The 23,594-nt window shown below is 72.6% G+C and carries 20 protein-coding genes; 9 read left to right on the forward strand and 11 right to left on the reverse strand.

Features of this window, described 5'->3' with window-relative positions; all coding sequences use genetic code 11:
• Positions 1-76 precede the first annotated feature (76 nt).
• Together sucD and sucC are read right to left on the reverse strand one after the other, a co-directional pair.
• Positions 77-973: a succinate--CoA ligase subunit alpha gene (gene sucD / locus KG111_RS14510; protein WP_205290993.1), complete on the reverse strand. Its 897-nt coding sequence runs from the start codon at positions 971-973 to the stop codon at positions 77-79.
• 31 nt (positions 974-1,004) lie between these two features.
• Positions 1,005-2,171 carry an ADP-forming succinate--CoA ligase subunit beta gene (gene sucC / locus KG111_RS14515; protein ID WP_205290994.1) on the reverse strand — a complete coding sequence of 389 codons (1,167 nt, stop codon included), beginning with the start codon at positions 2,169-2,171 and terminating at the stop codon, positions 1,005-1,007.
• 334 nt (positions 2,172-2,505) lie between these two features.
• Here sucC and KG111_RS14520 point away from each other — a divergent pair, with 334 nt between their 5' ends.
• Positions 2,506-3,639 carry a M23 family metallopeptidase gene (locus KG111_RS14520; protein WP_205290995.1) on the forward strand — a complete coding sequence of 378 codons (1,134 nt, stop codon included), beginning with the start codon at positions 2,506-2,508 and terminating at the stop codon, positions 3,637-3,639.
• Between the two features lie 63 nt (positions 3,640-3,702).
• On the opposite strand, the gene pcrA is transcribed toward KG111_RS14520, so the two are convergent.
• The 5 genes from pcrA to KG111_RS14545 are packed head-to-tail and all read right to left on the reverse strand — an operon-like array spanning position 3,703 to position 9,718.
• A complete protein-coding gene (gene pcrA, locus KG111_RS14525; RefSeq protein ID WP_205290996.1) occupies positions 3,703-6,135 on the reverse strand; it encodes a DNA helicase PcrA in 2,433 nt (810 codons plus the stop codon).
• Between the two features lie 60 nt (positions 6,136-6,195).
• Entirely contained in the window at positions 6,196-6,552 is a 357-nt protein-coding gene (locus KG111_RS14530) for a hypothetical protein (RefSeq protein ID WP_205290997.1), read from the reverse strand.
• 55 nt (positions 6,553-6,607) lie between these two features.
• A complete protein-coding gene (locus tag KG111_RS14535; RefSeq protein ID WP_205290998.1) occupies positions 6,608-7,543 on the reverse strand; it encodes a M15 family metallopeptidase in 936 nt (311 codons plus the stop codon).
• Entirely contained in the window at positions 7,516-8,220 is a 705-nt protein-coding gene (locus KG111_RS14540; protein ID WP_205290999.1) for a LuxR C-terminal-related transcriptional regulator, read from the reverse strand. Before KG111_RS14540 ends, KG111_RS14535 begins: the two co-directional genes overlap by 28 nt.
• 4 nt (positions 8,221-8,224) lie before the next feature.
• Positions 8,225-9,718: an ATP-binding protein gene (locus tag KG111_RS14545; protein ID WP_205291000.1), complete on the reverse strand. Its 1,494-nt coding sequence runs from the start codon at positions 9,716-9,718 to the stop codon at positions 8,225-8,227.
• A 362-nt stretch (positions 9,719-10,080) separates the two neighbouring features.
• Here KG111_RS14545 and KG111_RS14550 point away from each other — a divergent pair, with 362 nt between their 5' ends.
• Complete coding sequence (locus tag KG111_RS14550) at positions 10,081-11,256, forward strand: PspC domain-containing protein (RefSeq protein ID WP_205291001.1); 1,176 nt, start codon at positions 10,081-10,083, stop codon at positions 11,254-11,256.
• Positions 11,253-11,546: a hypothetical protein gene (locus KG111_RS14555; protein WP_205291002.1), complete on the forward strand. Its 294-nt coding sequence runs from the start codon at positions 11,253-11,255 to the stop codon at positions 11,544-11,546. The genes KG111_RS14550 and KG111_RS14555 overlap by 4 nt, the downstream gene beginning before the upstream one ends.
• Positions 11,547-11,633: 87 nt before the next feature.
• Here the strand turns inward: KG111_RS14555 and npdG are convergent, their stop codons facing one another.
• A complete protein-coding gene (npdG, locus tag KG111_RS14560; RefSeq protein ID WP_205291003.1) occupies positions 11,634-12,335 on the reverse strand; it encodes an NADPH-dependent F420 reductase in 702 nt (233 codons plus the stop codon).
• 216 nt (positions 12,336-12,551) lie between these two features.
• Between npdG and KG111_RS14565 the strand changes: the two genes are divergently transcribed.
• The 6 genes from KG111_RS14565 (at position 12,552) to KG111_RS14590 (ending at position 19,546) form a co-directional block, all read left to right on the forward strand.
• Positions 12,552-13,589, forward strand: a complete 1,038-nt coding sequence (locus tag KG111_RS14565) for an LLM class F420-dependent oxidoreductase (RefSeq protein ID WP_205291004.1) — start codon at positions 12,552-12,554, stop codon at positions 13,587-13,589.
• On the forward strand, positions 13,589-14,737 hold the full coding sequence (locus tag KG111_RS14570) for an acyl-CoA dehydrogenase family protein (protein WP_275890102.1): 1,149 nt from the start codon (positions 13,589-13,591) through the stop codon (positions 14,735-14,737). The genes KG111_RS14565 and KG111_RS14570 overlap by 1 nt, the downstream gene beginning before the upstream one ends.
• A 228-nt stretch (positions 14,738-14,965) precedes the next feature.
• Positions 14,966-16,054 (forward strand): sugar ABC transporter substrate-binding protein, encoded by a 1,089-nt coding sequence (locus KG111_RS14575; RefSeq protein ID WP_213449997.1) that lies wholly within the window; start codon positions 14,966-14,968, stop codon positions 16,052-16,054.
• A 111-nt stretch (positions 16,055-16,165) separates the two neighbouring features.
• A complete protein-coding gene (locus tag KG111_RS14580) occupies positions 16,166-16,978 on the forward strand; it encodes an ATP-binding cassette domain-containing protein (RefSeq protein ID WP_205291007.1) in 813 nt (270 codons plus the stop codon).
• An 11-nt stretch (positions 16,979-16,989) separates the two neighbouring features.
• Positions 16,990-18,324: a sugar ABC transporter permease gene (locus KG111_RS14585; protein WP_205291008.1), complete on the forward strand. Its 1,335-nt coding sequence runs from the start codon at positions 16,990-16,992 to the stop codon at positions 18,322-18,324.
• A 1-nt stretch (position 18,325) separates the two neighbouring features.
• A complete protein-coding gene (locus tag KG111_RS14590) occupies positions 18,326-19,546 on the forward strand; it encodes an ROK family transcriptional regulator (RefSeq protein ID WP_205291009.1) in 1,221 nt (406 codons plus the stop codon).
• A 6-nt stretch (positions 19,547-19,552) separates the two neighbouring features.
• On the opposite strand, the gene KG111_RS14595 is transcribed toward KG111_RS14590, so the two are convergent.
• The 3 genes from KG111_RS14595 to KG111_RS14605 are packed head-to-tail and all read right to left on the reverse strand — an operon-like array spanning position 19,553 to position 23,485.
• Complete coding sequence (locus tag KG111_RS14595) at positions 19,553-20,824, reverse strand: ROK family transcriptional regulator (RefSeq protein WP_205291010.1); 1,272 nt, start codon at positions 20,822-20,824, stop codon at positions 19,553-19,555.
• The gene (xylA, locus tag KG111_RS14600; RefSeq protein WP_205291011.1) at positions 20,817-22,004 is read right to left on the reverse strand and encodes a xylose isomerase; all 1,188 of its coding nucleotides are present in this window, start codon (positions 22,002-22,004) and stop codon (positions 20,817-20,819) included. Before xylA ends, KG111_RS14595 begins: the two co-directional genes overlap by 8 nt.
• Before the next feature lie 59 nt (positions 22,005-22,063).
• Positions 22,064-23,485, reverse strand: a complete 1,422-nt coding sequence (locus KG111_RS14605; protein WP_205291012.1) for an FGGY family carbohydrate kinase — start codon at positions 23,483-23,485, stop codon at positions 22,064-22,066.
• Positions 23,486-23,594 lie beyond the last annotated feature (109 nt).

Here is a 23,594-nt window from a genome sequence, read left to right on the forward strand (position 1 = left end):
AGAACGCGAGAGCCCGCCACCTCCGGGGAGGTGGCGGGCTCTCGTCGTACGGGCCTGCGGGCCGCAGGACCTCAGGTCACAGCGACTTCAGGATCTCCCGGGCGAGCTCGGCGGTGGCGGACGGCGTCTTGCCGACCTTCACGCCGACGGCCTCGAGGGCCTCCTGCTTGGCGGCCGCGGTGCCGGCGGAACCGGAGACGATGGCGCCGGCGTGGCCCATCGTCTTGCCCTCGGGCGCCGTGAAGCCGGCCACGTAGCCGACGACCGGCTTCGTGATGTGCTCCTTGATGTAGTCCGCGGCGCGCTCCTCGGCGTCGCCGCCGATCTCGCCGATCATCACGATGACCTTGGTCTCCGGGTCGTCCTCGAACGCCTGCAGCGCGTCGATGTGGGTGGTGCCCACGATCGGGTCGCCGCCGATGCCGATGGCGGTGGAGAAGCCGAAGTCACGCAGCTCGAACATCATCTGGTAGGTCAGCGTGCCCGACTTCGACACGAGACCGACCGGGCCCTTGCCCGCGATGGTGTGCGGGGTGATGCCGGCCAGCGACTCGCCCGGCGTGATGATGCCGGGGCAGTTCGGGCCGATCATCCGGGTCTTCTTGCCCTGCAGGTAGGACCAGACCTCGGCGGTGTCCTGGACCGGGACGCCCTCGGTGATGACGACGATCAGCGGCATCTCGGCGTCGATGGCCTCGATGGCGGCGGCCTTGGTGAAGGCCGGCGGCACGAACAGCACCGAGACGTTGGCGCCGGTCTCCTTCATCGCCTCCGCGACGGTGCCGAACACGGGGAGCTCGACGTCGTTGCCGTCGGCGTCCTTGTGGCTGACGGTCGTGCCGGCCTTGCGGGCGTTCACGCCGCCCACGATCGTGGCACCCGAGTCGAGCATCAGCGCGGTGTGCTTGGCACCCATGCCGCCCGTGATGCCCTGGACGATGATGCGGCTGTCCTTGTTGAGGTAGATGGACATCTCTGTTATCGCTTCCTGTCTATCTCTCGGCTCAGGCGTTCGCCAGCTCGGCGGCCTTGTCGGCCGCGCCGTCCATGGTGTCGACGAGGGTCACCAGCGGGTGGTTCAGCTCGTTCAGGATCGCGCGACCGGCGTCCACGTTGTTGCCGTCGAGGCGTACGACGAGGGGCTTGGTGGCCTTGTCGCCGAGGAGCTCGAGGGCGCCCTTGATGCCGTTGGCGACCTCGTCGCAGGCGGTGATGCCGCCGAAGACGTTCACGAACACCGACTTGACCTGCTCGTCGTTCAGGATGACGTCGAGGCCGTTGGCCATGACGGTGGCGTTCGCGCCGCCGCCGATGTCGAGGAAGTTCGCCGGCTTCACGCCGCCGTGCTTCTCACCGGCGTACGCAACGACGTCCAGGGTGCTCATCACGAGGCCCGCGCCGTTGCCGATGATGCCGACCTGGCCGTCGAGCTTGACGTAGTTGAGACCGAGGTCCTTGGCCTTCGCCTCGAGCGGGTCGGCCTCCTCGCGGATCTCGAAGCGCTCGTGGTCGGGGTGGCGGACCTCGGAGGCGTTGTCGTCGAGGGAGACCTTGCCGTCGAGGGCCTCGAGCTTGTCGCCGGCCAGGCGGGCCAGCGGGTTGACCTCGACGAGGGTCGCGTCCTCCTCGGTGAAGACCGTGTAGAGCTTCTCGATGAGCTCCACGGCCTGCTCGAAGACGGGCTCGGGGAAGCCGGCCTCGGTCGCGATCTCACGGGCCTTCGCAGCGTCGACGCCCTTGCCCGGGTCGATGGCGATCTTCTTCACGGCGTCGGGGTTGGTCTTGGCGACCTCCTCGATCTCCACGCCGCCCTCGACCGAGGCGATGCACAGGTACTGGCGGTTCGACCGGTCCAGCAGGAAGGAGAAGTAGTACTCCTCCTCCGGCGGGGTGGCCGGGGTCACCAGGACCCGGTTGACCGGGAGGTCCTTGATCGTCAGGTTCAGGATGTCCGTGGCGTACTGGAAGGCCTCGTCGGGCGTCTTGGCGAGCTTCACACCACCGGCCTTGCCCCGGCCGCCGGCCTTGACCTGCGCCTTGATGACGGTCACGCCGCCGATCTTCTCCGCAGCGGCCTTGGCCTCCTCGGGGGTCTCGACGACCACACCGATGGTCGTGGCCACGCCGTGCTTCGCGAAGAGCTCCTTCGCTTGGTACTCCATCAGGTCCACTGATACGTCCTCACATCTGGGTCAGAGGGAGGGTGCGCAACCGTGGGCACACCCTCAGGCACCCTAGTCCTGACCCGCCAGTAGGACGACCCCTGGGCAGCAGGACGTGACAGGCGTCACCGCGCGACGGCGCGACGTACCCAGGTTCGAGGGTTCTACACAACGTCTGAGACAAGGATTTCGGAGGGGTCGGCAGATCAGTTATGGTCGATTTGCACGTCTCAGCCGGCTGTCGTCGAGATGGCCCCCTCGGTCGGAGCCACTCGGGCGTCTCGGACGAAAAGGCAGGGGTTGAGACAGCCTGCACGTCGTCCCTCAAGGAGTCAGTAGTCGAATGGGTAGCCACCGAGCGGATCACCGCGCGCCGCGTCGCCGCTCGACCTCGCCTGCCTCGACGCGCGCCGCGCAGAGCAAGTACGTCGGCAAGCGGGTCGCCGGTCGCCAGGACGAACTGGCCGCGACGCCCGCCCTCGCCCCGGAGCTGCACGCCGTCGACCTGAGCCTCGAGGCCGAGCCGATCGTGCTCATGGAGCCGCAGGCGCCGGTCTCGCTGCCCGCCGAGGCTCCCGCGCCGACCTACCGCGACCTCGCCGGCATCCTCGACCGCGCCCCCACCGTGGAGCTGCCCGCGCTCGGCGACATCGCCCTGGACGCGCTGACCGACTCCTCCACCACCCAGCTCCGCCCGGTGCAGCCGGCAGGCAAGCGCCGCGCGGTCCGGCCCGCCGGACGCCGCGGCCCGCTCCCGCGCGGCCTGCCCGCGATGCCCGTCGTCGCCGGTGTCGCCACCCTCGCGGTGGCCATGGGCGGGGCCGTCGTCTCCGCCGAGCCCGAGCTGGTCTCCGCCAGCGACAAGCACGCCACCTCCGCGAACGCGATGACCGGCTCCTTCGGCACCGGCGCCGTGGGCGAGCGCACCGAGAAGCTCAGCCGCGACTCCGACCGCGAGGCGCTGGCCCAGGCCGCCGGCACCGAGCTCGTCGAGGAGGTCTCGCGGCACGCCGAGGAGCGCAACAGCGCCCTGGGCGAGCTCGCCCAGGCCGCCGAGAAGGAGGCCGCCGAGATCGCGCTGAACCGCTGGGTGCTGCCGCTGAGCGGCTACCGGCTGACCGCGACCTACGGCCAGTACGGCCTGTGGGCGAGCTACCACACCGGCCTCGACTTCGCCGCCCCCACCGGCACCCCGCTCCGCGCGGTCACCAACGCCACCGTCACCTCGGTCGGCTTCGACGGCGCCTACGGCAACAAGACCGTGCTGACCCTCGAGGACGGCACGGAGATCTGGTACTGCCACCAGTCCAGCACCTCGGTCTCGCCGGGCGACAAGGTCCGCGCGGGCCAGGTCATCGGCGCCGTCGGCAGCACCGGCCACGTCACCGGCCCCCACCTGCACCTCGAGGTGCGTCCCGGTGGCGGCGACCCCGTCGACCCGGCCGCCGCGCTGCGGGTCCACGGCGTCACGCCCTGAGGCTGACGCTGCGCTGACAGCCGGCACCACCCGGTCCGACCAGGTGGTGCCGTGCCCGGCCCGCTACAGCTTCTCGACCGGTGCGTAGCGCAGCAGCAGGCGCTTGACGCCGTCGGAGCCGAAGTCGATGGAGGCCACGGACTTCTCCGCCACGCCGTCGACCGACACGACCGTGCCGAGGCCGAAGGTGTCGTGGGTGACCTTGTCGCCGGGCGCCAGCACCGGGATCGCCCGCGACGGCTTGGACTTGGCGGCGGCGTCGGCGCGGGCCGCGGCGGAGCTGAAGTTGCGCCGGCCGGCGGCGGTGGGGGCACCGAGGCGCTGGCCGCCGCGCTCGCCCGTGCCGCCGTACCCGCCGGAGGCCAGGGTCGGGCGCGACCACTGGGTCTGCTCGGCCTCGGTACGGCGCCAGTCGACGAGGTCGATCGGCAGCTCGGCGAGGAACCGGGACGCCGGGTTGTGCGCGGGGGCGCCCCAGGCCGAGCGCACCACGGCGCGGGAGACGTAGAGCCGCTCGCGGGCGCGGGTGATGCCGACGTAGGCCAGGCGGCGCTCCTCCTCCAGCTCCGTGCGGTCCCCCAGGGCCCGCGAGTGCGGGAAGACGCCGTCCTCCATGCCGGTCAGGAACACCACGGGGAACTCCAGGCCCTTGGCGGTGTGCAGGGTCATCAGCGTGACGACGCCGGTGTCCTCCGGGGCGTCCGGGTCGTCCTCGGGGGCATCAGGGATCTGGTCGGAGTCGGCGACCAGCGCGACCCGCTCCAAGAAGTCCGCCAACCCGGGCTCCACCACGCCGGCGTCGACGTCGGCGGGGTCGGCCGACGGCGCGGCCACCGGGTCCTCGGCGAACTCCCGGGCGACCGCGACGAGCTCGCCCAGGTTCTCCACGCGGGTGGCGTCCTGGGGGTCGTCGGAGCCCTCGAGGCTGGCCAGGTAGCCCGAACGGTCCAGCACCGTCTCCAAGACGACGTCGGGCCTCTCCTTGGCCTCCACCATCTGCTGCAGCTCGCCGAACATCCGCACGAACGCCTCGATGTTGGTCTGGCTGCGGGTGGCCAGCCCGGGCGCCTCACCGGCGCGCTGCAGGGCCTCGTAGAACGTGATCCGCTCCCGGTCGGCGAACAGGTTGATCGCCAGCACCGCCCGGTCCCCGATCCCGCGCTTGGGGGTGTTCAGGATCCGGCGCAGCGACACCTGGTCGTCGGGGTTGACCAGGGCGCGCAGGTAGGCCAGCGCGTCGCGGATCTCGCGCCGGTCGTAGAACCGGGTGCCGCCGACGACCTTGTACGGCATGCCGGTGCGCACGAAGATCTCCTCGAACACCCGCGACTGCGCGTTGGTGCGGTAGAAGATCGCGACGTCCGCGGGGCGCAACCCGGCGTCGGTGAGCTTGTCGATCTCGGAGGAGACGAACCGAGCCTCGTCGTGCTCGGTGTCGGCGACGTAGCCGACGATCTTCTCCCCGTCGCCGGCGTCCGACCACAGCCGCTTCGGCTTGCGGGAGGCGTTGCGGTCGATGACCGCGTTGGCGGCGGTGAGGATGGTCTGGGTGGAGCGGTAGTTCTGCTCCAGCATCACGGTCTTCGCGTCGGGGAAGTCCTGCTCGAAGTCCATGATGTTGCGGATGTCGGCGCCACGGAACGCATAGATCGACTGGTCCGCGTCACCGACCACCATGAGCTCCGCGGGCGGCACCCGGCCCGCGGCGACACCGTCCAGCGTGGTCGGGTCGTGCTCCTCGAGGTCCGCACCGCACAGCTGGTGGATCAGGGAGTACTGCGCGTGGTTGGTGTCCTGGTACTCGTCGACCAGGATGTGCCGGAACCGGCGCCGGTAGGTCTCGCGGATCTCCGGCTTGGTCCTAAAGAGCCGGACGGTCTCCATGATGAGGTCGTCGAAGTCCAGCGCGTTCGCTGCTCGCAGCCGCTGCTGGTAGGTCTTGTAGACCTGCGCGTAGACCTCGTCGCTGGAGTTCGCGGCGTCGGCGGCGACCTCGGCGGGCTCGCGCAGCTCGTTCTTGTGGTTGCTGATCCAGTGCAGCACCGGGCCCGGCTGGAACTTGCGGGGGTCGAGCTCGAGGTCGTTGATCACCAACGTGACCAGCCGCTTCTGGTCCTGGGCGTCGTAGATCGAGAAGTTCGACTTCAGCCGCTCGTAGCCGAGGTGCTCGACCTCCTTGCGCAGGATCCGCACGCACGCGGAGTGGAAGGTGCTCACCCACATGATCCGGGCGCGGTTGCCGACCAGCTCGGCGACCCGCTCCTTCATCTCGGCCGCGGCCTTGTTGGTGAAGGTGATCGCCAGGATCGAGCCCGGGTGCGCCTTGCGCACCGCGATCAGCCACGCGATGCGACGGGTCAGCACCCGGGTCTTGCCCGACCCGGCACCGGCGACGACCAGCAGCGGCGTCCCCTCGTGCTGGACGGCCTCGCGCTGCGGGTCGTTGAGCCCCTCGAGGAGCGTTTCTGCGGTCAGTGCGGGGGCCGTCGTGTTCATGCTCCGACCAGCCTACGGCGCGGCACCGACGAGTCCGGCGCCGCGCCCACCGCGCACGGCTCAGGTGTGTGCGGGGCTCCACAGCACGGCGACGCCGACCTCGACCACGGTGAGCACCAGCATCCCGGCCCACAGCCCGGTCGGGATCCGATCCTTGCGCATGTTGGCCATCACCAGCACGAGCAGGACCAGCGCGATCACCAGCTTCACCGCGACCTTGGCGTGGTTGACCGGGTCGTCGCCACCCTCGAGCACCCCGACCAGCAGCAGACCTGTCACGAACGCCGTGCCGACGCCGTCCCGCATGATGCCCAGCACCTTCTTGGGGCCAGGTCCGGCCTGCACGACGAGGCCGCCGAACAGGGCGGCGAACCCGAGCAGGTGGATGATCAGCAAGATGTGGCGCAGGGTCTCCATGGCCGAACTCTAGAGCCGCCCAGCCCGCGTCCGGGCAATGCCCTCGCCGTGAGGATCATCTCCCCGTGGCACTGAAGTGCTGGTAGTCCTTGGCGCTGCGCCAGGCACCTCCCCAGCTCCAGCCGATCCGGGCGAAGGCACGGACCACCACGTCGTCGGCGTGGATGATGCCCGGCTGGGTCCGGGCGCGGTCCAGGTACGCCGAGGCGAGCTCGGGCAGCACCAGGTCACCCTTGACGTAGGGGTTGAGGAACGGGTTCAGGTCGATGGCCAGCCCGTAGGCGTGGGCCGACCAGGTGCTGCTGGCCCCGGTGCTCGCCCGGCACACCAGGCCGGCGGTGTTGTTGCCGTCGCCGGTGGGTGCCGCACGCAGGTCGGCGGTGGTGGGCAGCCGCATCTCCTCGATCGGGTAGCCGGCCTCGAAGAGCTCGGCGAAGACCGAGACCAGGTCGTCGGCGGCGGAGGCGGCCACGACGAGCTCGCCGGTGTGCGCGGCGCCGTCGAAGCCGCGGAAGGAGACCGTGACGTAGCGCAGGTCGGCCAGCGCCACGGGGCAGCGCGGGGACCAGGTCTCGCCCATCCGCTTGCGGATCTGCGGGGTGATCGACCCCACCGATGAGGCGAAGCGCCCCTCGGCCGGCGGCGGCAGCAGGTCGACGGTCGGGAACCGGCGCACCCGCAGCTGTCGTGGCGTCGGCCGGATCTCGCCGTACCCGGCCGTGGTGGTGGGCAGAGGCGAGGCGCCCAGCTCCCACCGGGAGTACGACGGCGCCGTGGACTCCTCAGGTGTCGTCGTGGCCTGCCCCGAGGGCGAGGCGGAGGGTGCTGAGCTCGACGGGGTCGACGGGGTCGGGGTGGCCTGCCACGGCCCCGGCTCGGCCTGCTGCGGGGTGCCCTCGGCGCAACCGGCACCGGCGGCGGCGAGGGCCGCGACGAGCAGCAGCGCGCCGATCCGGCGCCACCTCACAGCAGCCGCCGGTCGGATGCCCATCGGGTGAGCTCGTGGCGCGAGGAGAGCTGCAGCTTGCGCAGCACCGAGGACATGTGGGTCTCGACCGTCTTGATCGAGATGAACAGCTCCTTGGCGACCTCCTTGTAGGAGTAGCCGCGGGCGATCAGCCGCATCACCTCCCGCTCGCGCTCGGTGAGGCGGTCCAGGTCGGAGTCCACGCTGGCCAGGTCGGCGCTCAGGCCCGCACCGGCGAAGGCGTCGAGGACGAAGCCGGCCAGCCGCGGGGAGAAGACGGCGTCACCGTCGGCGACCCGCGCGATCGCATCCAGCAGCTCGGGGCCGGTGATCGTCTTGGTGACGTAGCCGCGGGCGCCGCCGCGGACCGTGCCGATGACGTCCTCGGCGGCGTCGGAGACGGACAGCGCCAGGAACCGGATCTCCGGGTCCGCGGTCCGGCGGATCACCTCGACCCCGCCCCCGCCGGGCAGGTGCACGTCGAGCAGCACCACGTCCGGGCGGTGCTCGCGCACAGCCGCGACGGCCTCGTCCACGTCCGCCGCCTCGGCGACCACCTCGACGGCGGGCGCACCCGGGCCACTGCTCCCGCTGCAGGCCATCAGCTCCGCGCTGACGCCGCGCCGGAACATCGAGTGGTCGTCGACCACCACCACACGCAACGGCCGCCCCGGGCGGGTGGGCGGGGCGGTCTGGGTCATGCGGTCACCTCGGGCTCTGCTCGGTCTGCTGGGCTGGGTCGTGCCGTGCGTCTTGCTGGGCTGGGTCGTGCTGTGCGTCTTGCGGGGCGTCTTGCTGGGCGTCTTGCTGGGCGTCTTGCTGGGGCCGCTGCGGCTGGGCTCGGTCGCGCTCCGGCTCGTCCCGCTCGCGCGGCTCCCGGACGGGCGGCGGCAGGTGCAGCCGGACCTCCGTGCCCGCGCCGGGCGCCGACCGGATCTCGGCCCGGCCGCCGTGGCGCTGGAGGCGGTCGATGATGCTGCGTCGTACGCCGAGACGGTCCTCGGGGGTCGCCTCGGTGTCGAAGCCGCCCCCGCGGTCCCGGACGAAGACGTCGACACCGGCAGCCGTGATCTCCGCGTAGACGTCGATCCGGGCGACCCCGGCGTGCTTGGCGGCGTTGGTGGTCGCCTCCTTGGCGGCCGCCACGATCGGGCGCAGCTCCTCGACGAGGTCGCACTCCCCCACGGTGACCACGTCGACGGTGACGCCCCAGGCGTCCTCGACCTCCGCGGCCGCCGCGCGCAGCGCAGCGCCGACGGTGGCGTCGTCCAGCGACTCTCCGGCGTAGAGCCAGGCCCGCAGGTCGCGCTCCTGCGCCCGGGCCAGGCGGGCCGCGTCGGCGGGGTTCTTCTGGATCAGCGCGAGGGTCTGCAGCACCGAGTCGTGCAGGTGCGCGGCGACGTCGGCCCGCTCCTCGGTGCGGGCCCGTCGCTCCCGCTCCTCGCTGAGCTCGGAGGTCAGGCGCAGCACGAACGGGGCGAGGACGAGCCCGAGGCCGGCCACGCCGAGCACGATGGTGAGCACGACGTCGCGCACCGTGGAGACCGTGCCGTCGCGCAGCACGAAGAGCACCAGGGCCACCACGACCAGGAACAGCCCCGCCCCGAGCCGGGTCCAGGCGGCCCAGCCACCCCCACCGAGGACGATGCGGACCGGGTCGACCCGGCCACCGGCGTCCAACCAGCGCTCGCGCTGTGCCTCGTCCGCCTGCCGCCACAGCAGGGCGATGCCGGACACGGCGATGCCCACGGGCCAGACCCACCACCCGGTGCCGAGCACGGACTCGACGAGGAGCACCACGCCGACCGCCAGCACCCCGAGGATGACGACGGGACCGACGTCGGAGAACCGGCCTCGGTGCCCGGGGCGGCGGCCGGTGCGCTGTGCGCTCTCCAGCCCGGGCGCGAGGACCGACTCCGGCGGCCCGGCGGGCAGCATCGCCCACAGGACGACGTACAGGCCGATGCCGAGGCCGCCGATGAAGGCGAGCACGACGAACGCGACCCGTGCGGCGAGCACGGGCACACCCAGGTGCGCGGCGAGGCCGGCCGCGACCCCGCCGAGGACAGGGTCGCGCAGGTCGCGCCAGGCCCGGCGGACCTGCTGATCGTCCGGTGCAGCCGCCGCCCCGTCGGCGCCGGGAGCCGGCGGGCCCGGCGTGGCGGCGGGTCGGCCACCGGTGGTGCTGCTGGTCGTCATGATGGCCCCATCGTCACACAGCGCCCGGTCGCCCTACAGGGGGTGAGACCCCGGTCCGACCCCGGTTCGACCCCGGTTCGACCCCGACGGGAGCCAGGGGTGCGTGGCGCTCCCCGGCCGGTCCCGGGGGCACGAATCAGGGCAGTCCCCGATGGCGCTCCCCGCCGCTGCCCGTCAGGCTGAGCACCATGAGCACCCCCACCGACAGCCCTGGCAGTGCCGGCGGCCCCGGCAGCCCCGGCGACGGCCCTGGTCCCGAGCCAGCCCCTGGCCCCGGTCCTGACACCGGGGCGGGCCCTGCTGACGGCGCGGCCCCAGGCAGCCACGGGCCTGGTCCCGGCAACGGAAGGTCCGGGCCGCGGGTGAGCGGCGAGGAGGTCCGCAACCTGGGCCGCCTGCGTCGCTCGCGCACCGACCGCAAGGTGGCGGGCGTCGCCGCCGGCCTCGCGCGACACCTCGACATCGACCCGCTGCTGGTGCGGATCGCCTTCGTGGCGCTCACGATCATCGGCGGCGGCGGCCCGGTGCTGTACGGCGCAGCGTGGCTGGTCGTGCCCGAGGAGGACACCGAGGACGCCGTCATCGACGTCGACGAGGCCGTCCGCACGGTCGTGCTGCTCGCCGCAGGGGCGCTCGCCGCGGCGTCGCTGGTCGGCGACACCGTCGGCGGCTTCGACTTCCCCTGGGCGCTGATCGTCGGCGCGGTGATCCTGGTGGCGGTGTTCGCCGGCAAGGACGCGATCAAGCCCGGCGGGCCGACCCACCCCTGGCTGCGCGGTCAGCCCCTGACGCCGCCGCGTGGACCGGCGCCCGGCCAGCCCGTGCCCGGCCAGCCCATGTCCGGCCAGCCCGTGCCCGGCGCCGCGGTCCCCCCGGCCGCCGGGTTCCCCGTCTACCGTCCCGGGCCGCCACCCGTCCCACCGCGCCCGTCACGGCGGCGCGGACCGATCCTGTTCTGGTTCACCCTCGCGCTGGCGGGGGTGCTCTGCGGAGTGCTGCTGACGCTGCAGCTCGCGGGGATGGCGGTGCATCCGGCCGCCTACCCCGCGACCGTGATGGCCACGTGCGGCGTCATGCTGGTCGTCGGCGCCTTCTACGGCCGTGCCGGCGGCCTGATCCTCGTCGGCCTGCTGGCCGCCGCAGCCACGGCTGTGGTCACGGTCTCCGGCGGCACCACGCTGACCGGCGGCGACATCGACCGCACCCCCTCGCGTGCGGCGGACGTCCGCGACCTCGACCTCGGAGTGGGCGAGCTGCGGGTCGACCTGTCCGAGGTCCGCGACCTCGAGGCACTCGACGGCAGCACGCTGCGCCTCGACGTCCGCGTCGGCAAGGTGGAGGTGGTCGTCCCCGACCGCGGCCTGACCGTGCGCGCCAGCGGAGACGTCGGGCTCGGCGAGGTGAAGCTGTTCGGCGAGAAGGACCAGGACCGCGACGAGGCCGTGCACGACGGCGGCGAGGACGCCCCGGTGCTGAACCTCGACACCGAGGTGTTCGTCGGCGAGATCATCGTGCACACCGAGGAGGAGGCGGCATGAGCCAGCACATCCCGGACCCCGGCCGGCCGAGCGCCGACCCGATGGAGCACCTCGGGCCCGAGCTCCCGCCCGAGCTGCGCCGTACGCACCGGCCCAGCGGCCGGCACCCGGTCGACGTCGGCCACCTGGTGATGGGCGTGGCCTTCCTCGGTCTCGCCACGGTGTGGACGCTGCTCGCCTCCGACACCCTGCAGCTCAGCGAGTCGCGCTGGCTGCTGCCCCTGCCCTGGCTGCTGGCCGGCACGGTGGGCCTGATCGCCACGGTGGTGCGGGGACGTCGTACGCCCTGACGCACCGCGCCCCAAGCGAATTCGTCGCAGATCCTCGTGGATGCGACAAGTTCTCTTGGGGCGCGGTGCGGATGAAGCAGTTAAAGATCAGTGGTCGAGCCCGGTGACCCGGATGCCGGAGTGCGTCTTGTACTTGCGGTTGATCGAGATCAGCACCGCGGTGAACGGCTCGAGGACGCGGGCCAGGCGCAGCTTGCCGCCATCGACGCCGGGGCGGCCGGTGACCGAGGCGGCGAGGTCGATGGCGACCTGCTTGCCCTCGGCGGAGTCCCCGACCACGATGACGTCCTCGTCGAGGAACTCCTCCTCGCCCCACAGCCCGGGGGCAGCGACGTTGTGGAAGGCGCCGACGACGGTGGCCTCCGGCGCGATCCGGGCGGCGGACTCGGCGGCCGAGCCCTCCCCGTCGTCGATCACCCGGCCGTGCGCGCCGCGCTTGTCGAAGGCGAGCGGGTTGACGCAGGAGATGACCGTCTTGCCGGCCAGGCCGTCGGCCAGGGAGGCGACGAGCTCGTCGTGCCCGTCGTAGGGCACCGCCAGGAGCACGACGTCCGCGGCGGCGATCGCGTCCGCGTTGGCCGCGCCGCGCGCGGTGCCGGCGCCGTCCACGCCGACCAGGCGCTCGCTCACCTCGGCGGCGACGGCCTCGGCCTTCTCCGCGGCGCGGGAGCCGAGCACGATGTCGTGGCCGTGCCGGGCGAACCGGTAGCCCAGGCCCTTGCCCTGCGGGCCGGTGCCGCCGATCACGGCGACGGTGTAGCGGGTGGTGCTTGCGGTGGTCTCAGTCACATTTCCTCCTGGGTACGCAGGAGGGCAGGTTCCCACAGCCGCCGTCGCCGGGCCGCGCGTGTCCACCCGTTGCCCCCCGTTGCCATTGTGACAGTATTACTGTCACAGTTGTACTGGCGCAGCCACCGCGGCGGGGACGACCCTGCCCCGGGCGCGCCCGCCACCGACACCGACGCCGTGGCGCCGACCGGCGCCGCAGCCCCAGAAGGAGATGCGATGAAGCTCTCGATGCCCCTCGTCTATGCGGGCAATCCGCGCGAGTCCGCCGACCAGGTCGTGGCGCTGGAGCAGGCGGGCCTGGACATGATCTGGGTGGCGGAGCCCTACGGCTTCGACGCTCCCACGCTGATGGGCTACCTGGCAGCGAAGACCGAGCGCGTCCAGATCGCCGCCGGCATCCTCAACGTCTACTCCCGCACCCCCGGCGCGCTGCTGCAGACCGCTGCCGGCCTGGACAACGTCTCCGGCGGGCGGGCCGTGCTCGGCCTCGGCGCCTCCGGCCCGCAGGTGATCGAGGGCTTCCACGGCATGCCCTACGACCGGCCGCTGACCCGCACCCGCGAGGTCATCGAGGTGGTCCGCGCCGGGCTGCGCGGCGAGCGGCTGGACTTCCAGGGCAAGACCATCCAGGTCCCCCTCCCCGAGGGCCAGGGCCTGGGCCTGGGCAAGCCGCTGAAGCTCCTCAACAAGCCCGAGCGCGCCGACCTGCCGATCTGGGTCGCCGCGCTGGGCGAGAAGAACGTGGCGATGACCGCCGAGGTCGCCGACGGCTGGCTGCCGTTCCTGTACTACCCGGAGAAGGCGCAGGAGGTCTGGGGCTCCGCCCTTGCCCGCGGCGCCGCGAAGCGCTCGGGCGACCTGGCCCCGCTGGAGATCTGCGCCGGCGGCCTGGTCGCGATCGGCGAGGGCCCCGAGACCAAGGCGCTGCTCGACTTCATGCGGCCGATGTACGCGCTCTACGTCGGCGGCATGGGCGCGCGCGACAAGAACTTCTACAACCAGCTGGCCTGCGAGTACGGCTTCGAGAAGGAAGCCCGCGAGATCCAGGACCTCTATCTGTCCGGCAAGAAGAAGGAGGCCGAGGCACTCGTCCCGCTCGAGTGGCTCGAGGCCGGAAACCTCGTCGGTCCGGCGTCGTACGTCCAGGAGCGCATCGCTGCGTTCAAGGAGTCCGGCGTCACCAACCTGTCCGTATCCCCCGCGTCCGACAACCCGGCCGCGACCATCGCACAGATCAAGGAATGGGTGAGCTGATGCCCGAGCGTCCCAGCATCTTCGAGACCGAGCACGAGGACTTCCGCAAGAGTGTCCGTGCCTTCCTCGAGCGGGAGGTGACCCCCTTCCACGAGCAGTGGGAGAAGGACGGACACGTCGACCGCGAGGTGTGGCGCAAGGCCGGCGAGACCGGGCTGCTCGGCTTCGACGTCCCCGAGGAGCACGACGGCCCGGGGATCAAGGACTTCCGCTACAACATGATCCTCACCGAGGAGATCACCCGCGTCGGTGCGAGCGGCCTCGGCTTCGCCCTGCACAACGACATCACGGTGCCCTACCTGGTCGAGCTGGCCAACGACGAGCAGAAGGCGCGCTGGCTGCCCGGCTGCGTCTCCGGCGACATCATCACCGCGATCGCGATGACCGAGCCGGGCGCCGGCTCGGACCTGCAGGGGCTGCGCACCAGCGCGGTCGACAAGGGCGACCACTACGTGCTGAACGGCTCCAAGACGTTCATCACCAACGGCATCTTGTCCGACCTGGTGATCGTGGTGGCCAAGACCAACCCCGACGCGGGTGCGCACGGCTTCAGCCTGATCGTCGTCGAGGAGGGCATGGAGGGCTTCACCCGCGGCCGCAACCTCGACAAGCTGGGCCTCAAGGCGCAGGACACCGCCGAGCTGAACTTCGACAACGTCGTGGTGCCCAAGGCGAACCTGCTCGGCGAGGAGGGCCAGGGCTTCATCTACCTGATGCAGAACCTGCCGCAGGAGCGCGTCTCCATCGCCACCATGGCGATCGCCGCGATCGAGCACGTCCTCGACCTCACCCTCGACTACGTGAAGACCCGCGAGGCGTTCGGCAAGCCGATCGGCAAGTTCCAGAACACCCGGTTCGTGCTCGCCGAGATGGCCACCGAGGCCTACATCGCGCGCACGTTCGTCAACCACTGCGTGGAGCTGCTCAACGAGGGCAAGGTCGACACCTCGCTCGCCTCGATGGCGAAGTGGTGGACCACCGAGCTGCAGAAGAAGATCGTGGACCAGGGCCTGCAGATGCACGGCGGCTACGGCTACATGATGGAGTACCCCATCGCGAAGGCCTACGCCGACAGCCGGATCCAGACGATCTACGGCGGCACCACGGAGATCCAGAAGGAGATCATCGGGCGCTCGCTCGGCATCTGATCCTCCGCGCCGCGCGCACGACGCGCAGCTGCGTCACGGGGAACACAGCCGCCGGCGAGGGGGTGTCGCACGAGCTTCGGACGAGCGACGTACGTCGAAAACGACCCCCCTTTTTGTCGATGAACCCACCCGGGGACCGCTCATATGTTGTTCGAATCAACATATGGCCGGCCCGTCGGTGCCACCGACGACAACCGAGGGGCCGGCTTCCGCAAGGAGGCGGTTCAGGTGAAGCGCAGGCACAGTGCATGGCTCGCGGCGGGCTTCGCGCTCGCCCTCACGATCTCGGCGTGCGGCTCGGACGACGGCGACGACTCCGGTGACGACAGCAGCAGCAAGTCCGCCCAGGGCAAGGTGGGTGTGATCCTGCCGGACACCGAGTCCTCGGTGCGCTGGGAGAGCGCGGACCGCCCCGCCCTGGCGGCCGCCTTCGAGGAGGCCGGCGTCGAGCACAGCATCCAGAACGCCGAGGGCGACGTGGACAAGATGACGCAGATCGCGGACTCGATGATCGCCGACGGCGTCACCGTGCTGGCGATCGTCAACCTCGACTCCGCCTCCGGGGCGGCCATCGAGGAGAAGGCCAAGTCCCAGGGCGTGGCCACCATCGACTACGACCGGCTCACCCTGGGCGGCTCCGCGGAGTACTACGTCTCCTTCGACAACAACGTCGTGGGCGAGCTCCAGGGCCAGGGCCTGGCCGACTGCCTGGGCGAGAAGGACGCCAACATCGTCTACCTCAACGGCTCCCCCACCGACAACAACGCCACGTTGTTCTCCGCCGGGGCGCACAGCGTGCTCGACCCGATCAAGACCTACAAGACGGTCGGCGAGCAGGCCGTGCCGGAGTGGGACAGCGAGGAGGCGGCGGTGATCTTCCAACAGCTCTACACCCAGGCCGACGGCAAGGTGGACGGCGTGCTGGCCGCCAACGACGGCCTCGCCGGTGCCGTGATCTCGATCCTCGAGGCCAACGGACGCGCCGGCAAGGTCCCGGTCACCGGCCAGGACGCCACCGTCGAGGGCCTGCAGAACCTGCTCGCCGGGACCCAGTGCATGACGGTCTACAAGTCGGCGACGGAGGAGGCGAACGCCTTGGCCGAGGTGGCGATCGCGCTGGCCAACGGCGAGAAGGCGGACACCACCGGTGTCACCGAGGATCCCGAGAGCGACCGCGACGTGCCCTCGATCCTGCTCACCCCGAAGTCGATCACCAAGGAGAACATCGCCGACGTGATCGCTGACGGCGGCCAGAAGCTCGAGGACGTCTGCACCCCCGAGTTCGCCGACGCCTGCAAGAAGGCCGGGGTCTCCTGAGGCCGCGCGGCGCCGCCCGGAGGAGGGCCGGGCGGCACCGCCGGCGTCCCGCCGTACCCGCACCGCTCCGATCGGTTCGGGCGGCACAGCACTCGAGCGTTGGAGGGCGAGATGATCGAGCCGACCACCTGGCCGGGCACCGGAGCGGAGGGCGAGGTTCCGCTGCTGGAGCTCCGCGGGGTCAACAAGAGCTTCGGCGTGGTGCACGTCCTGCACGACGTGGACTTCCAGGTCCGCCCCGGCCAGGTCACCGCACTGGTCGGTGACAACGGCGCCGGCAAGTCGACCCTGGTCAAGGTCGTCGCCGGCATCCACGGCACCGACAGCGGGACCTACCTGTTCGACGGCGAGCCCGTCAGCGTCAACGGTCCCCGCGACGTGGCCGCGCTGGGCATCGAGGTCGTCTACCAGGACCTCGCGCTGTGCGACAACCTCAACATCGTCGAGAACATGTTCCTGGGACGCGAGCTCCTGCGCCCCACCGGGCTCGACGACATGGCGATGGAGGAGCGCGCCCGCGAGACACTGGCGTCGTTGTCGGTGCGCACCGTGAAGTCGGTGCGCCAGAGCGTCGCCAGCCTCTCCGGCGGGCAGCGGCAGACCGTGGCGATCGCCAAGGCCGTGCTCTGGAACTCCCGGATCGTGATGCTCGACGAGCCGACCGCCGCGCTCGGGGTGGCCCAGACCCGCCAGGTCCTCGACCTGGTGCGCCGGCTCGCGGACCGCGGCCTGGGCGTCGTGCTGATCTCGCACAACATGAACGACGTCTTCGAGGTCGCCGACCGGATCACCGCGCTCTACCTCGGCCGGGTCGCCGCCGACGTCGCCAACGAGGACGTCAGCCACAAGCAGGTGGTGGAGCTGATCACCGCCGGCCGCTCCGGGGACCTCGGGATCGGCGACGTCTCGACCGCGACGATCTGAGGAAAGACGAGATGAGCATGCACTCCTCACCCACCACGCCGGGAGGCGGCGGTTCCCACGTCGCCGACCCCCAGACACCGGCACGACAAACCGCCACCGGGTCGGGGAGCGGCGACTTCTCCGGAGACAACCGCTCCCAGAACACCGCCCGCGAGGTCTTCGTCGACTACGTGAACCGCCTGCGCGGCGGTGACATGGGCTCCCTGCCGGCGCTGCTGGGCCTCGCGGTGCTGTTCGTCGTCTTCGGGCTCGCCCACGACCGGTTCCTGACCACGTACAACCTGACGAACCTGGTGATCCAGGCCGGGTCGATCTGCGTGCTGGCGATGGGCCTGGTGTTCGTCCTGCTGCTCGGTGAGATCGACCTGTCGGCCGGTGTCGCCGGAGGTGCCTCCGCGACCATCACCGCCCTGGTCATCATCGACCACGGCTGGGCCTGGTGGGCCGCGGTGCTGGCCGGCATCGCGGTCGGCGCCGTGATCGGGCTGTCCATCGGCATGCTCGTGGCCATCCTCGGCATCCCCTCGTTCGTGGTCACCCTGGCGTTCTTCCTCGCATTGCAGGCGGTGCCGCTGCGCCTGATCGGTTCGGGCGGGTCGCTGCGGTTCAACCAGGAGGTGCTGCGCGGGCTGTCGGTGAAGAACGTCCCGGTGACCGCCGGCTGGGTGGCCGCCGGCGTGCTCGTCGTGGGCTACGCGGCCCTGCTGTTGCTGCGGTACCGGTCCCGGGTCGCCAAGGGGCTGGGCCACCGCCCGCTCTCGCTGGTCGGCCTGCAGATCGTCGCCTTCACCGCGATCGTGCTGGGGCTGACCACGCTGCTCAGCCAGAACCGCGCCGTGAACCCCGACGTCTTCAACATCAGCGGCATCCCGTGGGTGGCCCCCGTGGTCATCGCCCTGCTGCTGTTCTGGACCTTCGTGCTGCAACGCACCCGGTTCGGCCGGCACCTGTACGCCGTCGGCGGCAACGCCGAGGCCGCCCGCCGCGCCGGCATCAACGTCACCCGGATCAAGGTCGCCGCCTTCGTGATCTGCTCGGGCATGGCCGCGGTCTCCGGCATCCTCGCGGCGTCGTACACCGGGAAGGTGTCGCCGGGCTCGGGCGGCGGCAACGAGCTGCTCTACGCCGTCGGTGCCGCCGTGATCGGGGGCACCAGCCTCTTCGGCGGGCGGGGCCGGGCCGTCGACGCGGTCATCGGCGGCCTGGTGATCGCCACCATCCCCAACGGGCTGGGCCTGCTGGACCAGGCCAGCTACATCAACTTCATCGTCACCGGCACCGTCCTGCTCCTGGCGGCGAGCGTGGACGCCATCTCCCGCAGGCGCCGGTCGGCGGCCGGGGTCTGAGGTGGCGCGGCCGCGCGGCGGGACGGGCACCAACCAGGGCGCCGTCCGGCGGCACAACCTCGGCACGCTGCTGCGTCACGTGCACGACGCCGGCGAGATGTCGCGCGCCGACCTGACCTACCGGATGGGCCTGAACCGCTCCACGATCGCCGGCCTGGTGAGCGAGCTGGAGAGCCTCGGGTTGCTCGAGCATGCCTCCCCCGCCGCGCCACGCGGCGCCGGGCGACCCTCCGCCGGGGTCCGGATCCGAGACGACGGGCCGTACGTCGTCGCGGTCGACCTCGGCGTGGACCAGGTGGTGGTCGCCGCCGTGGGCCTGGGCGGGCGGATCGGCGTGCGCGCGGCCACGGCGCTCACCCAGCCCTCGGAGGCCTGGCACGTCGGCGCGAGCGTCGCCGGCCTGGTCCGGCGCGTGGTGGCCACCTCCCCGGCAGCCGCTCCCCTGCTCGGCATCGGGGTCGCCGTGCCGGGCCTGGTGCGCCGCAGCGACGGCCTGGTCCGGCACGCGCCGAACCTGGGCTGGCGCGACGTCTCCTTCGGCTCCATCGTGCTCGCCGCGCTCGACCTCGACGTGCCGATCGCGGTCGGCAACGACGCGGACCTGGGGGCCTGGGCCGAGCACCGGCTCGGGGCGGCGGTCGACGTCGCAGACGTGGTCTACCTGTCCGGCAACGTCGGCGTCGGCGCCGGCGTGATCCTCGGCGGGCGCCGGCTCGAGGGTGTCGCCGGCTACGCCGGCGAGGTCGGCCACCTGTGTCACGACCCCGCGGGCACGACGTGCCACTGCGGCAGCCGCGGCTGCTGGGAGACCGTGGTCGGTGCGCCGGCGATCGCCGAGGCGTTGTGCTGCCCCGCCGAGCAGGTCCCCCGCCTCGGCGTGATGCTCGACGAGCTGAGCACCGCACCGCGTGAGCTGCGGCCGATCGGGGTCGAGCTCGGTCGCGGCCTGGCCTCGGTGGTGAACGTGTTCAACCCCAGCATCGTGGTGCTGGGCGGCTACTTCCGGCCGCTGTTCCGGCTGCTCGGCCCGGAGGTCACCGCCGGGCTGGCCGAGCGCTCCCTGCGGCCGGCGCGCGACGCGGTGCGCCTGGCCGCGCCGGGCCTGGGCACGGACTCGGTGCTGCTGGGGGCGGCAGAGGCGGCGATGGGGCCGGTCTTCGACGACCCGGTGGCCAGCCTGGCCACCGCCGTCACCGGCGCCCCGGACCACCTCGCCGGCTGAGCCGGATCAGCCCGTCCGCGACTCCCCAGCCTCCCCGGACTCGCCGGCCTCCTCGGCATCCCCGGGCTCGGCTGCGCTCGTCCCGGCGAACGGGTCGGCGCGGCCGGCGAAGACGTCGGCCAGCGACCGCTGCGCAGCCCCGGTCGCGGCGGCCTCGGTGCCGAGCTCGCCCAGCACCAGGTCGGGCACCCCGAGGTCGCTGGTGGCCAGGGTAGCGGCGAGCTCGCGCCGCGCCGGTACGACGACGAGGTCGCCCAGCGGCGCGAAGTACCCGCCCAGCACGATCCGGCCCGGGTCGAGCACACCGGCCAGCACGCCGAGGCCGCGGCCCAGCCAGCGGGCGAGGCCGGCCACGGCCTCGGCGAGCTCCGGGTCGTCGGCCGCCGCGGCGGCGACCGCCCGCGCCGTGGTCACCGGCGTCCCAGCCTCGGGCATGTCCACGGCCGCGAGCAGTGCGTGCAGGCCCACGGACGCCTCCCAGCAGCCGCTGCGACCGCAGCCGCACCGGGCGTGTGCCGCGCCGAGCGGCAGGTGCCCGACCTCGCCGGCGAAACCGCGGGCGCCCCGCAGCAGCCGACCGCCCTCGACCAGCCCGGCACCGATGCCGACGGTGCCGGTCAGATAGAGCAGGTCCCCGGCACCGCGGCCGGCCCCGTGGTGCAGCTCGGCGAGCGCCGAGCAGTCCGCGTCGTTGCTGACCCGGGTGCGCCCGCGCCACCCGAAGGCCGTGTCGAGCGTCGCGGCGAGCCCGGTCCCGGCCACCTGCAGGTTCGGCGCCCAGACCGCGGTGCGGTCGTCGCCGCCCACCAGCCCGGGCACGGCGACGGTGGCGCCGAGCACGTGCCGATCCTGCTCCCGCAGGCGGGTCGCCACGGCGCGGGCCAGCGCCGCGAGGTGGGCGGTGACGTCGCCGCCGGGCGGCACGTCGCGGGTGAGCTCCAGCTGCGGGACCCCGGCGAGGTCGAGGACCACCGCGGCGACGTACTCGACGTTGACCTCCACCCCGACCCCGACGGGACGGCCGCCGGCCAGCGTGAGCCGCCGGCCGGGGCGGCCGCGACCGGTGCTGGGGGCGGCCTCGGCGTCCGGCTGCAGCACGCCGGCATCGGTCAGTGCGGCGACGATCGTGCCCACGGTGGCCTTGGCCAGGCCGGTGCGGGCCGCGAGCTCGGCCCGGCTGCCCGGGCCCTCGTCGCGCAGGGCGCGCAGCACCGCGGCGGCGTTGCTGCGGCGCAGCGAGTCCGCGCCCCGGGGCCCCGGCGCGTCCGGCTCAGCCACGGACGCCGTAGAGGTGCTCGAGGGCGAGCTGGTCGAGGTGCTCCATCGCGACCTCCCGGGCGGCCAGCACCTCGACGTCGGGCAGCGGCCACTCGGCGAGCTCGCGCCAGCCCTCGCCCTCGGCGAGGGTGGGGCGGGCCAGCTCCGGCAGGCCGGCCACCTCGAGCGCGGCCTGCACCTCGGGATCGGCCCGGAAGGCGGTGACCTTCTCGCGCAGGATGAGGTAGTTGTCCATGCAGGCGCGGGCCGAGACCCACACCCCCTCCTCGGTCTCGGGGCGGACCGGCTTGAAGTCGAAGTGCACGGGACCGTCGTACCCGCCGGCGAGGAGGGTGTCGACCACCCAGAAGGCGCCACGCACGTTGCCGGCCCCGAAGCGCAGGTCCTGGTCGTAGCGGGGACCGTTCTGGCCGTTGAGGTCGATGTGGAAGAGCTTGCCTTGCCACAGCGCCTGCGCGTACCCCGCGGCGGCGTTGAGGCCGGCCATCTCCTCGTGCCCGACCTCCGGGTTCACCCCGACCAGCTCGGGGCGGTCGAGGGTGGAGATGAACGCCAGCGCGTGGCCGACGGTGGGCAGCAGGATGTCGCCGCGGGGCTCGTTGGGCTTGGGCTCGATCGCGAACCGCAGGTCGTAGCCGCGGTCGGTCACGTACTCGCCGAGCAGGTCGAAGGCCTCGCGGTAGCGGTCCAACGCGGCGGGCACGTCCTTGGCCGCGCCGAACTCCGCGCCCTCGCGACCGCCCCAGCAGACGTAGACCTGGGCGCCGAGCTCGGCGGCGAGGTCGAGGTTGCGCATCACCTTGCGTAGCGCGAAGCGTCGTACGTCGCGGTGGTTGGAGGTGAACGCGCCGTCCTTGAACACCGGGTGGGTGAACAGGTTGGTGGTGGCCGTGGTGACCACCAGGCCGGTGTCGGCCAGGCCTTTGCGGAAGCGGTCGAGGATCCGGGTGCGCTCGGCGTCGTCGGTGCCGAACGGGACGAGGTCGTCGTCGTGGAAGTTGACGCCGTAGGCGCCGAGCGCGGCGAGCCGCTCGAGGGCGTGCACGGGGTCCATCGGCGCCCGGGTGGGGTCGCCGAACGGGTCGCGGGCCTGCCAGCCCACGGTCCACAGCCCGAAGGAGAACCGGTCCTCACGCCGGGGCTCGGGGCGCTGCATGTTGCTGGCGCTGGTGGCGGTCATCGGGGGCTCCCGTCGTCGGTCGTGCTCGGGGTGGTCAGCGGTGCGGGTCGAGCGGTGGGTCAGGGGCCGGCGAGGCCGGCGGGGCCGAGGCGCTCGCGCAGGGCGGCGTAGCGCCGGCGCACCTCGGCGCCGTCGGCGCGCTGCTCGGCGTCCGGGGTCGGCTGGCGTCCGGGCGGCAGGTGCACGGGCAGGGGCCAGTCAGGCGGGCTGCTGCGTCCGGAGAGCGCCCACGCGGCCTGGCGGGCGGCGCCGCGGGCGACGTGCTCGCCGGGCTCGGCCACCAGGACCTGCCGGTCCAGGATCGCCGGCGCGAGCACCTGGACCGCTCGGTTGGCCGAGCCGCCGCCGACGAGGATCACCCGTTGCGGGTCCTGGCCCGTCTGCGCGGTCAGCGCGTCGGTGGCCTCGGCCAGGGAGCACAGCAACGCCTCCACCGCGGCGCGGGCGACGTCGGCACGGCTGGTCGCCGGGGACAGCCCGGCCCAGGTGCCGGTGGCATGGGGCAGGTCCGGCGTGCGCTCGCCGCCGTAGTACGGCGAGACCCCCAGCCCGCCGGCGCCGGGAGCGGCCGACAGCGCGAGGTCGGCGAGCTGCTCGTGGTCGACGCCGAGCAGGCGCTCGGGCAGCCCGAGGATCTCGACGGCGTTGATGGTGGCGACCAGGGGCAGGTAGCCGCCCGCGGCGTCGGCGAAGCCGGTGACGGCGCCGGTGGGGTCGGCGACCGGGTCGGCGGCCACGGTGGAGGCGACGCCGGAGGTGCCGATCGAGACGAGCACGTCGTCACCGCTCAGGCCCAGCCCCAGCGCGGCCGCCATGTTGTCGCCGGTGCCGGCGGCGAGCACCGCGCCGGCGCCGGTCGCCCCCGCCGCGGTGTGCGACGGTACGACGACGGGCAGCTCGGCTCCGTGGCCGAGCGCCGCGACCAGCAGGTCCTCGCGCCAGGCCCCGGCCACGGCGTCGAAGTAGCCGGTGCCCGAGGCGTCGCCCCGGTCGGTGAACACGGGCGTGCCAGGCGCGGCGAGGTGGGCCGAGACGTAGTCGTGGGGCAGCAGCACACGCGCGACCCGGGCGGCGTTGTCCGGCTCGTTCTCGGCGAGCCAACGCAGCTTGGTGGCGGTGAACGAGGCGACCAGGACGCTGCCGAGGGCTGCGGCGCAGGCGGCGGGTCCGCCGAGCTCGGCGACCAGGGCGCGGGCCTGGGGTGCGGAGCGGGTGTCGTTCCACAGCAGCGCGGGACGGACCGGCTCGGCGGCAGAGTCGAGCGCCACCAGCCCGTGCTGCTGCCCGGCCACGGCGACGGCCGCGGCGCGCTCGAGCAGCCCGTCGGTGGCGGTGTCCACGGCGTTGAGCCAGGCGCGCGGGTCGACCTCGGTGCCCGGCGGGTGCGGGGCGCAGCGGGAGGCCAGGACGGTCCCGTCGTCGGCGTCGACGAGCACGGCCTTCGTGGACTGCGTCGAGGAGTCGACGCCGAGGACCAGCACTCTGCCATTTTGTACGAGTGTTGAACGAAGTCAAGGCTCCTACGAACGCAGCCCGACGGATCAGGTAGGACGCCCGACTTCGGGTACCGCACGACCGCAGCGCGGGGCG

This window comes from Nocardioides faecalis (assembly GCF_018388425.1).
GTDB classification, from domain to species: Bacteria; Actinomycetota; Actinomycetes; order Propionibacteriales; family Nocardioidaceae; genus Nocardioides; species Nocardioides faecalis.